A 13,396-nucleotide genomic window follows, 5' to 3' on the forward strand; every position below is an offset into this window, starting at 1 on the left:
GAGGATCCTCATGAAATATCGCCTGGGCGATGCCCGTGTCGAAACCCACCCACAGAGCTGGGTCGCGCCCAACGCCACGCTGGTGGGCAAGGTCCGCCTCGAAGAGGGTGCCAATGTCTGGTTCAACGCCGTGCTGCGCGGCGACAACGAACTGATCCTGATCGGCAAGGACAGCAATGTGCAGGACGGCACGGTGATGCACACCGACATGGGGTATCCACTGACCATCGGCACTGGCGTGACCATCGGCCACAACGCCATGCTCCATGGCTGTACGGTGGGCGATTACAGCCTCATCGGCATCAACGCGGTGATCCTCAATGGCGCGAAGATCGGCAAGCACTGCATCATCGGCGCCAACGCGCTGATCGGTGAAAACAAGGAGATTCCCGACGGCTCGCTGGTGATGGGCTCCCCCGGCAAGGTGGTGCGTGAATTGACCGAAGCCCAGAAGAACATGCTCGTGGCCAGCGCGGCGCACTATGTGCACAATTCCCAGCGCTATGCCCGCGACCTGGCCGAGCAGGAACCATGAGCGCCCCTGAACGGCCGGTGCCTTCGCCCTGCGTGAACATCTGCGCGCTGGATGATGACGACATCTGCACCGGCTGCCAGCGCACCGTGGCGGAAATCACCCGGTGGAGTCGGATGGACAACGAGGAGCGGCGCGGGGTTTTGGCGCTGTGTCATGAACGGGCCAAGGCCAGTGGGCTGGTGTGGATGTTGCCGGCTAGGCGGTGATGTCCACTTGTGAACACAAACCCTGTGTCCCACATATCTGTGGGACACCTATCTGTGGGAGCAAAGCTTGCTCGCGATGCAGGCCACTCGATTTCTGAGAGACCGCATCGTCCTTATCGCGGGCAAGCCTTGCTCCCACAGAAGCCTTGCTCCCACAGGTTCGGCTCCCACAGGTTCGGCTCCCACAGGTTCGGCTCCCACAGGTTCGGCTCACACAGCTATATGCTCTGCATAGGCCTCTATTTCAAAGATGCCCACCGATCCACCCCCACCACCCCCAACGCAATCCCGACAAACCCCACCAATATCCCCCCAGCATTGATGAACACCTGTGGATAACCCAGGCTCGCCACATCAATAAAAGGGTAGGGGTAGGCCGCCAGTAAATCTCCCCGCAGCAAAACATAGGCGAAATAGGCCAAGGGATAAACCATCCACAGCCCGATGTGGCCCAGGCGCAAACTGCCTTTGGGCACCCACCGCCACCAATAGGCGATGTACAGCAAGGGCACCACGTCATGCAGTAATTCGTCGGCCACGAACTGCCAGCCTTCGGGTTGCCAGAGGTGGCGCAGCAGCAGGTTGTAGGCCAGGCTGACCAGGGCGATGCTCACGGCGACGCCGCTGCGTACGCTGGGCTGCAGGAACCAGCGGCGGGCCGGGGATGGGCGAGGGGTCAGTTCCCAGGTCAGGACCACCGCCACCCACAGGTTGGTCAGCACCGTGAAGAAACTGAAGAAACTCACCAACCCGCCCAGCAGGCTCGCGCCCAGCTCCCAACGACCTAGCAGGATCAGATACAACTGGATGCTCAACCCCGCCCAAGCCAGCAGCGCCGTCACCGACACGAAGCGCTGGCGCAGGGTGAGGCGAGGACCTCTATCAATCCCCACGGCGGCTCAGACCGGCCGTTTGGTGCGCATCAACTTGATGTACAGGCGCTCGACCTTCTCCCGCGCCCAAGGCGTCTTGCGCAAGAAGGTCAGGCTCGACTTGATGCTCGGGTCGCTTTTGAAGCAGCGGATATCGATGCGTTCAGCCAGGCCCGACCATTCATAGTGCTGCACGAGGGCGTTGAGGATCTGTTCCAGCGTCACGCCGTGCAGCGGGTTGTTGTTGGGTTCGGTCATGGGAGGCCTTCGCGCGAAAAAGGGTAAAGCCGCGCACCTTAGCCGAGGTGCTCTTGTGGTGGAAGCATAGCCTTCATCGTGGGGCTCTAGAGCCAGGCGCACTGTTACCGAATCCGAGATGATCCATGTCAACAAAAGCCCTTTCTCTATTGAGATCAGGACATTATCCTTGCGCCGCCTGCTGAAACGCTTCTTCTGTTGTGCTGAAGCCTCTGCGTCCAGCTCATTCCTGTTGAAAAGATCTGATGAATGCTCAATGTCCTGTCCTGAAAGACAGCGCTGTCTCGGTGACCACCTGTGGGGGCGAGCTTGCTCGCGATAGCCATCGCACATTCAACATTGAAGCCGACTGACACGCCGCCATCGCGAGCAAGCTCGCTCCCACAAGGGATCGCGGCAGCCAATTTGCCTTTTTCAACTGAACCATGCCCCCTCAAGATCGTCATCTACAGTGACTACTTGCGCGGGACTCCTTAAAACGTCACGGAGAATCACACTATGAGCACTGAGGGTGCTTTGAGTCGAAGCCGTCTGCTACCGAGCCTGCTCGGCATTCTGCTTCTATTGATGGGCCTGGCCCTGCTGGCCGGGGGAGTCAAGCTGAGCACGCTTGGCGGCTCGCTGTATTACCTGCTGGCCGGTATCGGCCTGGCGCTGACCGGCGTGCTGCTGATCATGGCCCGTCGCGCGGCGCTGGGCCTGTACGCACTGGTGCTGTTCGCCAGCACCGTATGGGCACTGTGGGAAGTGGGCCTGGACTGGTGGCAACTGGTGCCGCGCCTGGCGATGCTGTTTGCCCTGGGCATCGTCATGTTGCTGCCGTGGTTCCGCCGCCCACTGTTGACCGCCGATGCCTCGACCATGGGTACCCGCGCATTGGGCGCCGCCGTGGTCATCGCCGGTATCGCCGCGCTCGCCAGCCAGTTCACCAACCCGGGTGAGATCAAGGGCCAACTGGACCGCGACAGCGTGCCGGGCATGACCAACACCGCACCGGCCATGCCGGATGGCGACTGGAACTCCTACGGGCGCAGCGCCCACGGCGACCGCTATTCGCCCCTGGCGCAGATCACCCCCGAGAACGTCAGCAAGCTGAAGCAAGCCTGGACCTATCGCACCGGCGACCTGCCAGGGCCGAACGACCCGGGTGAAACCACTGCGGAAAACACCCCGCTGAAGGTCAACGGCATGCTTTACGTGTGCACGCCTCACAGCCAGGTGATTGCCCTGGAGCCTGAAACTGGCAAGGAAATCTGGCGTTTCGATCCGAAGCTTTCCACGCAAAAAGCGGAAAACTTCAAGGGTTGGGCCCACATGACCTGCCGTGGCGTGACCTACCACGATGACGCCGTGTACGCCTCCGCCGAGCAGAGCCCCACCGGCACCGCCAGCACCTCGCCGGCCAGCACCGTGTGCCCGCGGCGGATCTTCCTGCCGACCGCCGACACCCGCCTGATCGCCCTCAACGCCGACACCGGCAAGATGTGCGAAGACTTCGGCGACAAGGGCCAGGTCGACCTGACCGCCAACATCGGCGGCTTCACGGCCGGCGGCTACTACTCCACCTCGCCACCGGCGGTCACCCAGAACCTGGTGGTGATCGGCGGCCACGTCACCGATAACGTTTCCACCGACGAACCCAGCGGTGTGATCCGCGCCTACGACGTGCACACCGGCAAGCTGGTGTGGAACTGGGACAGCGGCAACCCGGACGACACCACGCCGATTGCCGAAGGCCAGACCTACACCCGCAACTCGCCGAACATGTGGTCCATGTTCAGCGTCGATGAAAAACTCGGCATGCTCTACCTGCCGATGGGCAACCAGACCCCTGACCAGTTCGGTGGCTTTCGGACCCCGGAATCGGAAAAGTACGCCGCCGGCCTGACCGCCCTGGACATTGCCACCGGCAAGGTGCGCTGGTACTTCCAGTTCACCCACCACGACCTGTGGGACATGGACGTTGGTGGTCAACCGACCCTGATGGACCTGAAGACCGCTGACGGCGTGAAACCGGCGGTACTGGCGTCGACCAAGCAGGGCAGCATCTACGTGCTGGACCGTAGCAATGGTCAGCCGATCGTGCCGATCAAGGAAATCCCGGTGCCGCAAGGCGCGGTGGAAGGCGATCACACCTCGCCGACCCAACCGATGTCCGACCTGAACTTCGTGCCGCCGGTCCTCGAGGAACGCGACATGTGGGGCGTGACCCCGTTCGACCAGATGCTGTGCCGGATCGACTTCAAGTCGTTGCGCTATGACGGCATGTTCACCCCGCCGTCGCTGCAAGGCTCGATCGTCTACCCGGGCAACTTCGGCGTATTCGACTGGGGCGGCATTTCGGTGGACCCGGTGCGCCAGATCGCCTTCGTCAACCCGAGCTACATGGCGTTCAAGTCAAAACTGGTGCCAGCGGCGGAAGTGGCCGGCGGCCCGGGTCGCAAGAGCGAAACCGAAGGCGTGCAGCCGAACAAAGGCGCGCCGTATGGCGTAATCCTCGAAGCGCTGCTTTCGCCCATGGGCCTGCCTTGCCAGGCACCTGCGTGGGGTTATGTCGCGGCCGTGGACTTGACCAACAACAAGACCCTGTGGAAGCACAAGAACGGCACCGTGCGTGACAGCTCGCCGGTACCGATCCCGCTGAGCATGGGTGTTCCGAGCTTGGGTGGCCCCTTCACCACCGCCAGTGGCCTGGCGTTCCTCAGCGGCACGCTGGACCAGTACCTGCGCGCCTACGACGTGAAAAACGGCAAGCAACTGTGGGAAGGCCGCCTGCCCGCCGGCGCCCAGACCACGCCGATGACCTACACCGGCAAGGACGGCAAGCAATACGTGCTGGTCGTTGCGGGCGGTCATGGTTCCCTGGGGACCCAGCAGGGTGATTATGTGATTGCCTACAAACTGCCGGATTAAGCAAAACCGGCGCTCATGAAAAAGGCGACACCCTTGCGGGTGTCGCCTTTTTCTTTAGCCCGATGTCACCCCAAGTTGACTGTGGGAGCAAAGCTTGCTCGCGATGCTGGCGCCCTGGTCTTCAGGTGGACCGTGTTATCGTTCATCGCGGGCAAGCCTTGCTCCCACAGATCACCATGAGGCAAGCGATACTGCTTACAACTCGATCTTGACCGCCTGGGAAGCCCGGGTCGCCTTGGCGCGGGCCGCTTCGATGGACTCATCGCGGGCCAGGGCCACGCCCAGGCGGCGCTGGCCGTTGACTTCCGGTTTGCCGAACAGGCGCAGGGCGGTGTCCGGTTCGCTCAGGGCCGCGCCCAGGTTGGCGAACGCGGTCTGGGTCGACTGGCCTTCCACCAGGATCACCGCCGACGCCGACGGGCCGAACTGGCGGATCAGTGGGATCGGCAGGCCGAGAATGGCGCGGGCGTGCAAGGCGAACTGCGACAGGTCCTGGGAAATCAGCGTCACCAGGCCGGTGTCATGCGGGCGCGGCGAGACTTCGCTGAACCACACCTGGTCACCCTTGATGAACAGCTCGACGCCAAACAGGCCGCGACCACCCAAGGCCTCGGTCACCGCCTTGGCCACGCGCTCGGATTCGGCCAGGGCTTTCGGGCTCATGGCCTGGGGCTGCCAGGATTCCTGATAGTCGCCTTTTTCCTGACGGTGGCCGACCGGAGCGCAGAAGGTGGTGCCGCCCACGTGACGCACGGTGAGCAAGGTGATTTCGTAGTCGAAATCGATGAATCCTTCGATGATCACCCGGCCCTTTCCGGCGCGGCCACCTTCCTGGGCGTAGTCCCAGGCTTTCTGCACGTCATCGGCACTGCGCAGCAGGCTCTGGCCCTTGCCCGAGGAACTCATCACCGGCTTGACCACGCACGGGAAGCCCAGGGTCTCGACGGCCTTGCGGTAGTCGTCCACGGTGTCGGCGAAGAAGTACGGCGATGTGGGCAGGCCCAGTTCTTCGGCGGCCAGGCGCCGGATGCCTTCGCGGTTCATGGTCAATTGCGCGGCGCGGGCGGTAGGGATCACGGTGAAGCCTTCGGCTTCCAGTTCCACCAGGGTGGCGGTGGCGATGGCTTCGATTTCCGGCACGATGAAGTGCGGCTTTTCGGCTTCGATCACCGCACGCAGGGCGGCGCCGTCGAGCATGTTGATCACATGGCTGCGGTGGGCCACTTGCATGGCCGGCGCGTTGGCGTAGCGATCCACGGCAATCACTTCGACGCCCAGGCGCTGCAGTTCGATTACCACTTCCTTGCCCAGCTCGCCGCTGCCACACAACAAAACGCGGGTCGCGGTGGGCGACAATGGGGTTCCGATACGGGTCATCTGAAGGTCCTCAAACAGGAGCGGATCATCGGGGCGCGCGCCGGGCGAGCTTCCCATGGGGAGAAAGCGCGGCATTTTACATGAACCGCGTCAGCCGGCGACGGCCTGTTTGCGTAGACGCCAGGCCATGATCAGCCAGACGGCGGTCACCCCGGCGAATTTCGAGAGCAGGGCGGTGATCACCACGGCGGGCGTCAGGGCATCGATCAGACCGAAGAAGATGAACGTGTCCAGGGGAATGCTCAAGGCCGAACTGATCCACAACCGGTCATGGAGCGGACGCTTGGTGATCGTGAACACCAGCCAGTCGACGCACTCGGACACCGCGAACGCCGTGGCGCTGGCCAGGGCGATGGTCGGGTCCGAGGTGACATAGGACAACACCAGCGCCACCAGCATCGCCACGATGGCGCCATGGCCGAAGCGGGTCTGCACCATGTCCCGCAGGATAAACACCAGCCCGCCCCAGGCCGACCAGATGATGTCCAGGTGCGGCGCGGCGGAAAACGCGAAGTTGATCAGCACGACGCTGCTGATGTAGGCGAGCAGGAAAAGCATGGGGCGGGGTACCTGGTGGAAGGTTGATCAAGACATTAAAGGACAGCGATGGCCCTGTGGGAGCAAAGCTTGCTCGCGAAACAGGCGACTCGATTTCTGAGAGACCGCATCGTCCTCATCGCGGGCAAGCCTTGCTCCCACAGAAGCCTTGCCCCCAGAAGCCATGCTCCCAGAAGCCTTGCTTCCAAAGAGGGTTGTGTTCAGCCAGTGGGTGAAGGGTACTTCAGCCACCGCCCGTCCCTCAATCTTCCTCGCTGCCCTCCAGCTTCCAATACCCCACCGCCTTCACAAAGTCCTGGTCCAACCCTTTCTCCTCCAGCAACACCTTGCGGATCTGCCGCGACACTTTGCTCTCGGTCGCGACCCAGGTGTACAGCTTGCCGCCGGGCATTTCCAGCTGTTGCACGGTTCGCAGCAGGTTGTCCTGGCGGCCTTCGCGCAACACCCAGATCACGTGCACCTGTGCCGGGCTTTGGAGCACTTGCTGCTCGGCGCCGTTTTCCACTTCCACCACCACCAGGGCCCGGCGGTTGGGCGCCAGGCCTTCTAGGCGGCGGGCAATGGCGGGCAGGGCGGTTTCGTCGCCGATCAACAGGTAGCTGTCGAAGATATCCGGCACGATCATCGAGCCCCGGGGCCCGGCGATGTTGAGGTATTGCCCTGGTGCCGCCTGGGCCGCCCAGGTCGCGGCCGGGCCGTCGCCGTGGAGCACGAAATCGATGTCCATCTCCAGGGTGTCCAGGTCATAGCGGCGCGGGGTGTAGTCGCGCATCTCGGGCATCGGGCCCTGGGCCTTACTGGCGCTAGGGCTGAAGTTTTCCAGGGCGGCCTGTTCCTCGGCGTTCTGCGGGAACAGCAATTTAACGTGGTCGTCGGTGCCCAGGCTGACGAACCCGGCCAGTTCCGGCCCGCCGACGGTGATGCGGCGCATGCGCGGGGTCAGGTCCTCGACCCGCAGCACTTGCAGGCGACGACGTTTGATCTCGTGGCTGACACGGTGAATGGTGTTTGGATCGACTTCGGTCATTGGCTTGACTCCGAGACAGAGGGACGGTCGGGGCCGTCGACGATGGCTTTGGCGGTGGCGTCGAGCAGGTCGCGCACCCGTCGGATTTCTTCCGGGCTCCAGTGGCCATGGTGCTTTTGCAGGGCATGGCGCAGGTTATACACCGCTTCATGGATTTCCGGGGGACGATCATGGCCGCGCAACGTGCGCTTGCTGATTTCAATGCGCGTACGCACCTCATCCAGCGCCACGGCCTGGTCCTCAAGAGATAGACGTCCGGCATCGGTCACGCTGTAGCACTTTTTTCCGTCTTCGACGCCGCAACTGATCATGGCGTTCATTTCCAGAAAGGTCAGGGTCGGGTAGATCACACCGGGGCTGGGGCTGTAGGCGCCCTCGAACATGTGCTCGATCCGACGGATCAGGTCATAGCCATGGCACGGCTGTTCGGCAATCAGCGCCAGCAACAACACTTTCAAATCACCGGCGGCGAAGACCCGCGGCGCCCGGCTGCCACGCGAGCCTGTCGGGCGTCGTTCGAAACCGTCGTGTTCGCGTTTGGAGGAAGAATCGGAATGAGAATAAAGGGCGTTCATATGCTGTCTCCGTTCTGCATATAGATAGCAATCAGATATACCTTGAATAAAAGATATATCTTTTGATTTAATGATTTTTCGCAAACTAAGATATATCTTGTTTTTTGCGGCGGGTTACTTGGTTTCAGGAAGTGACCTTACATGAATGCCCAATGTATGCGGGGTGCGGCCGCATACATTTGTAATGATAAAAATGTTGTAGGCTTAAAATGTGGGCTGTTTCTTACAGCCAAACTTATGTTTTATCAAAAATTGCGTATTTTTCGCTCTTTCGTATGCCCGATTTACTACAAGCCTATAGGAAATTGCCTGCTTTTTTTTAGTTAAAGAGCGCCGATCATGCACGGCGTTGGAGGGACGGGCCAAGTTGCGCTTGGTCTGCCATTTCAACCTTTTCTCTTTATTGCTAAGAACAGGTGTTAACAACATGCTCAAACAACTCGTATCCGGTACTGCCCTGGTCGCCGCTGCCCTGGGTTCTTCGCTGGCATTCGCTGACGATGATGCACGCTCCTCCATTCACATCACCGCGAACATCCCGACCCAGCAGTTCCATGTGCAGCCGCGCAACCCGGACTTCGGTAAAGATGAAACCATGAGCTACAACACGGTCAGCGGCACCTTGACTTCGTTGCGCCAGACCTATGACGTGAAGAACACCGAAGGCTCGGTAAACGCTTACATCGAAGGCGGCCCGGCCGCGCTGTACAACGGCAGCAACTCCATCGCCCTGACCACTGCCTTCAACGGCGTCGTCCTGACCGCCACGCCGCAGGAAGTGGTGGACGATGCCACCTCCACCCCAGGCACCCAGGCTGACATGACCATCGTCGCGGCCACGCCCCTGGCTACCCAGAACGGCCTGTACACCGCCGACATGACCGTCGTCTTCGACGCCGTGCCGCGCCCGTAAGGCCATTCGCTGCCCGGTGAGTTTCACCTCGCCCACGGGCATCGCCGCAGGCCGGCCGGTTCTCCCCAGCCGGTCGGCCTGTACCTGAAACGCCCCGATAGCTCGCTGAATATGAGAATCCGTTGATGTTTCCGATGACACCCATCGCAGGTGCGCTCGCGCTATTTTTGTGCGCGACAGCATTGGCCGCGCCAACCGCCCCCGGTACCACGCCAAGAAGCCTGTTGTCCCAGGCCAAGGGTCTGCCGGCGGAGTTTGAAGCCCACTTCTTCGATGTGCCACTCGCGGTTCGTATTGAACTCAATCAACAGTATCTCGGTGAGGCCATGGTGGTCTTGACGCGGGATGATCGTATTACCTTGTTGGAATTCACCGACACGCAAGACAGCACGATAAAAGCCGTCGATCGCGAACAATGGGAACAACGCCTCAAGCAGGGACAAGCATTGGGCGCTTGTGAAACCAACTGCACGGGCGGGTTGCTGGCCGTGCACTACAGCCTCGAGAATTCATTAGTGTCGATCCTGACCCAGGATGTCGAGCGCGCAACTGAAATCAAGCGTTTCTACGATCAACCGGAAGGCGGCAGCCTCGGTCTGATCTTCAATAACCAACTCAATATCAACGGTGGCCAGAAACAGGACACCGGTGGGCGGTATGGCCTCAATGCCAGTTCCAGCGTGGGCAACTGGAGCCAGTCCCTGGACCTTCAGCTCTCGCGTCTCGGCGGGCCGGACGACAAGCTCTACCACGCCGTCCATGAGCTCTACACCCAACGGGAAATGGAAGGCAATTTCTTGCGCCTGGGTTACTTCACGCCCAGTTCCGATGGCTTGAATCGCCAGATCCGTTCGTTCGGCGCCAACCCGGACACCGCGCTGGGGGTGATGTACGGCAGTTCCGACAGCCTGCTGGTCGACAATCCCAAACCCAGCGTCTACCCCATTTATGTCACCGCCAGCCGCCAGGCCTCGGTGGAGATTTACCGCAGCGGCCTGCTGATCAACACCCAGGCCGTCAGCGCCGGCTTGCAGAGCCTGGACACCCGCGCGTTGCCCGGCGGCATTTATGAAGTGGAAGTGCGGCTGATCGAAGACGGGCAAACCACCGCCACCAGCCAGGAGCTGGTCTACAAGCCGAACAATTGGAGCAGTACCGAAGACCGCTGGCGCTACAACCTGTTCGCCGGCCGCGAAACCCGGCTGTGGAGCAACTGGGACGACCAGCCCTCGGGTTTCAACACCGCGGGGCTCGGCGTCAACTACCTGCTGCATCCACGGGTGATCCTCGGCGCCTCCACGCGCCAGGTGCAGGACAAGCTGCAAGTGGGCACCTCGATCGACTGGACCCTCGCCAGCAGCACCAGCCTGTACGCCAACGTCTACCAGACCCAGCAGTACGGCACCGGCATGGACCTGCAAGGCCTGTACAGCTACGGCCAAGGCAGCATCGTCGCCAGCCACAACCGCAGTTGGCTCGACACCCGCAACACCTACGAGACCTTGCCGGACGGCACCCGTATCCGCCAGCGCAACGTCTACGTCGGCCAGACCAGCAATTCATCGCTGTCGGTCAATCATCGCTTGAGCAACAAGGAACTCCATCAACGGTCGGTTGGCCTACAGCGAAGGCAATGTCCAGGGCACCGGCCTGGACCTGGGCTGGACCCAACGCACCACGCTGGGTGGCAGCGATGCCAACTGGCGGTTGTCGGTGTTCGACCGCCCTGGCACGTCGAGTACCAACGACCGGCGCAATCGTGGCGTGGACCTGAGCCTCAGCGTGGCCTTGGGCGGGCCGGGCGAGTACTGGTCGGGCAGCATCGGTACCCGCACTTCCCGCGAAGGCACGCGGGACAACAATGCCTCGCTGTCCTATCGCCGCGACCTGGAGGACCACGTGCTGCAAAGCGTCTCCGCCACGGCCCTGGCCGACACCTATGGCGTGGGCTTGTCCGGCATCGCCAGTTTCATGACCGAGTCGATGTACGGCGATGGCTTCATCCAGCGTTCGTCCTACAACGACAACCTTACCGGCGGCTTGAACCTGAGCAGCACGGTGGCGGTGGGCGGTCAGAAAGCCGCCTTCACCGGCCTGGCCCATGGCCGCGGCGCCGGCATGATCGTCGACGTGGAAACCGACCTGGACGACATCATCCTGCGGGCCGATGACTTGACCGGCGGCAGCACCACCTTGCACCCGGGTCGCAACTTCGTGCCGATCACGGCTTACAAGAACAGCATGGTGACCTTCGATTTCGAGGGCGTGCATCCACCGGCGGCGAGCATCGAGCCGTCCCGCACCCGTTATCACTTGAACAAGGGCGGCGTGGATTACCGCAAGGTCAACGTGATGAAAACCGTGACCGTGCTCGGCCGCCTGCTGGATGAGCAGGGAGAGCCGCTCAAGGGCCATCACGTGATCAACCACGCCAGCCGCGGCATCAGCGAGGTGGACGGGTTCTTCTCCATGGAGATGAATGCCGGCTCCCCAACCTTGGAAGTGCGGTACGGCAACGAGCTGTTCTGCCGCTTCCGCCTCGACCCGGACAGCTCCGCCCGCGAAGGCGATGTGTTGATGATCGGTGACTTGCGCTGCACGCCGGACAGCCTGGCCGATACGACGCTGGCCGAGGCCGGGACGAAGCAGCGTTCATGACCTTGGAAGCAAAGCTTGCTGAGATTGTAGGAGCAAAGCTTGCTCCTGAGATTGTGGGGGCAAAGCTTGCTGCTGAGATTGTGGGAGCAAAGCTTGCTCGCGATGAACGATAACGCAATCCACCTGAAGAGCGAGGCGCCTGCATCGCGGGCAAGCCTTGCTCCCACAGGTGAATGCCTCACCCCCTATTTGCAGTGATTTGTCTTGATGTACGAGGTTGTATCAATGAAACCCTTATCGGTTGCAGTGCGCAGCGTGGTCTCGGTGTTGCTGTTTGCGTGTGTGCCGGCAGCCAACGCCTTGGAGCGGGATATCACCGCTGTATTCAGGCCTGACGCCTCGAAACCCCAGGAGAATGCATTTCTCAATACCACCCCAACCAGTGGTTACTGCGCGCAATATCCGGATCAATGCAGAATTTCAAAGATGTTCAGCATTCGATTACCGCTGACCGCCGCTTCGACCGGCCCCATTCAAGCCCAACATGCAGACTATCGGCAAGGTGCGATGTTTAAGGTGCCTGCCAATTGGCGAACACTGCAGGTCACCCATGAAGGTACGGGGGAAACGGAAACCGTTGAAGTGCGCTGGTCCGGTTTTGGTTCGGAGTACGTACTTTCCCGTGACGCAATTGACCTGGTAGGTGGAGGTGTGAGTCTCCTGAGGGCTCATCAACTGTTATGGAGTGCCAGCTGGGTGTATGCCGCCACACCCTGCCAAAACAGCGGTGTAGGGGCATATGGCGAGAGGTTCTACTTATTTTTCTGGAAGGCTCCGGTAGAAAGTTCATGTGCCAAAAAGGCCCATTTCTTGATTCCCGGGCTCCGTTTTTCCTATCTGGATTTTGCTTACGAGCTTCGCACCCCTAATCCCTTGAAAATGTCGTCCGGGCAATACACGGGTTCGCTGACCTATAGCGTCGGGCCAGGGCAGGATATCGACATGGGCGACATCATGGTTCCCAGCGATTCCGCGCTCACCCTCAACTTCAAACTCGACGTCGAACACACCCTCAAGGTCGAAGTCCCCCCCGGCGGCAACCGCGTCGAACTGGTGCCCCCGGAAGGTTGGCAATCCTGGTTGAACAGCGGCCGAAAACCGACACGGCTGTTCCGCGACCAGCGCTTCCATATCTCCGCTTCTTCGCGTTTCAAGATGGCCCTCGAATGCCAGCACGTCAGCGGCAACACCTGTGCGATCTCTGAAACCGGTACCGGCCATACCGTGCCGGTGGACGTCAGCGTGACCCTGCCCGACGGCCTGACGGACGCCGCCGGGCAACCGGTCAACCGCCGCCGGTTGCTGCGCGATGGCAGTGGCACCGAGCTGTTCCAGCCGGGTTTGTACGTGGACCGGCGCTCGGGAACGCTGCATTTCGAGGTCGGCCAGGGCAGCGTCGAACAGATGCTCGACAGCGGCGCCACGACCTACTCCGGCGATGTGACGGTGATCTGGGATTCGCAAGTTTAAAAAGGAATGGCTTGGCCGGTCTGAGCCAAATGTG

11 protein-coding genes and 1 pseudogene are annotated in these 13,396 nt (G+C 61.3%); 6 read left to right on the forward strand and 6 right to left on the reverse strand.

Features of this window, described 5'->3' with window-relative positions:
• Window positions 1–10: 10 nt before the first annotated feature.
• Window positions 11–535 carry a gamma carbonic anhydrase family protein gene (locus PSH84_RS02110; protein ID WP_060740825.1) on the forward strand — a complete coding sequence of 175 codons (525 nt, stop codon included), beginning with the start codon at window positions 11–13 and terminating at the stop codon, window positions 533–535.
• Entirely contained in the window at window positions 532–741 is a 210-nt protein-coding gene (locus PSH84_RS02115) for a DUF1289 domain-containing protein (RefSeq protein ID WP_018603343.1), read from the forward strand. Before PSH84_RS02110 ends, PSH84_RS02115 begins: the two co-directional genes overlap by 4 nt.
• Before the next feature lie 239 nt (window positions 742–980).
• Here PSH84_RS02115 and PSH84_RS02120 read toward each other — a convergent pair whose 3' ends face one another.
• Complete coding sequence (locus PSH84_RS02120) at window positions 981–1,634, reverse strand: Pr6Pr family membrane protein (RefSeq protein WP_122567145.1); 654 nt, start codon at window positions 1,632–1,634, stop codon at window positions 981–983.
• Window positions 1,635–1,640: 6 nt separating this feature from the next.
• Entirely contained in the window at window positions 1,641–1,871 is a 231-nt protein-coding gene (locus PSH84_RS02125) for a VF530 family protein (protein WP_003205228.1), read from the reverse strand.
• A gap of 498 nt (window positions 1,872–2,369) precedes the next feature.
• On the opposite strand from PSH84_RS02125, the gene PSH84_RS02130 reads away from it, so the two are divergent.
• Window positions 2,370–4,784 (forward strand): glucose/quinate/shikimate family membrane-bound PQQ-dependent dehydrogenase, encoded by a 2,415-nt coding sequence (locus PSH84_RS02130; protein ID WP_305482229.1) that lies wholly within the window; start codon window positions 2,370–2,372, stop codon window positions 4,782–4,784.
• Window positions 4,785–4,979: 195 nt separating this feature from the next.
• On the opposite strand, the gene purT is transcribed toward PSH84_RS02130, so the two are convergent.
• From purT to PSH84_RS02150, 4 genes are all read right to left on the reverse strand, one after another.
• Complete coding sequence (gene purT / locus PSH84_RS02135; RefSeq protein WP_305482230.1) at window positions 4,980–6,161, reverse strand: formate-dependent phosphoribosylglycinamide formyltransferase; 1,182 nt, start codon at window positions 6,159–6,161, stop codon at window positions 4,980–4,982.
• 90 nt (window positions 6,162–6,251) lie between these two features.
• Window positions 6,252–6,719 carry a preQ0 transporter gene (locus PSH84_RS02140; protein ID WP_305468304.1) on the reverse strand — a complete coding sequence of 156 codons (468 nt, stop codon included), beginning with the start codon at window positions 6,717–6,719 and terminating at the stop codon, window positions 6,252–6,254.
• Between the two features lie 241 nt (window positions 6,720–6,960).
• The gene (locus tag PSH84_RS02145; protein ID WP_305482231.1) at window positions 6,961–7,746 is read right to left on the reverse strand and encodes a siderophore-interacting protein; all 786 of its coding nucleotides are present in this window, start codon (window positions 7,744–7,746) and stop codon (window positions 6,961–6,963) included.
• The gene (locus tag PSH84_RS02150; protein ID WP_305468302.1) at window positions 7,743–8,321 is read right to left on the reverse strand and encodes a helix-turn-helix transcriptional regulator; all 579 of its coding nucleotides are present in this window, start codon (window positions 8,319–8,321) and stop codon (window positions 7,743–7,745) included. Before PSH84_RS02150 ends, PSH84_RS02145 begins: the two co-directional genes overlap by 4 nt.
• A gap of 427 nt (window positions 8,322–8,748) precedes the next feature.
• On the opposite strand from PSH84_RS02150, the gene PSH84_RS02155 reads away from it, so the two are divergent.
• The 3 genes and pseudogenes from PSH84_RS02155 (at window position 8,749) to PSH84_RS02165 (ending at window position 13,362) form a co-directional block, all read left to right on the forward strand.
• Complete coding sequence (locus tag PSH84_RS02155) at window positions 8,749–9,234, forward strand: CS1 type fimbrial major subunit (RefSeq protein ID WP_305482232.1); 486 nt, start codon at window positions 8,749–8,751, stop codon at window positions 9,232–9,234.
• 125 nt (window positions 9,235–9,359) lie between these two features.
• Window positions 9,360–11,892, forward strand: a pseudogene (locus tag PSH84_RS02160) (CS1-pili formation C-terminal domain-containing protein).
• A 225-nt stretch (window positions 11,893–12,117) separates the two neighbouring features.
• Window positions 12,118–13,362 (forward strand): hypothetical protein, encoded by a 1,245-nt coding sequence (locus PSH84_RS02165; protein WP_305482233.1) that lies wholly within the window; start codon window positions 12,118–12,120, stop codon window positions 13,360–13,362.
• Window positions 13,363–13,396: the final 34 nt, after the last annotated feature.

Origin of the sequence: Pseudomonas beijingensis (genome assembly GCF_030687295.1) — a bacterium.
Classification (GTDB): Bacteria; Pseudomonadota; Gammaproteobacteria; order Pseudomonadales; family Pseudomonadaceae; genus Aquipseudomonas; species Aquipseudomonas beijingensis.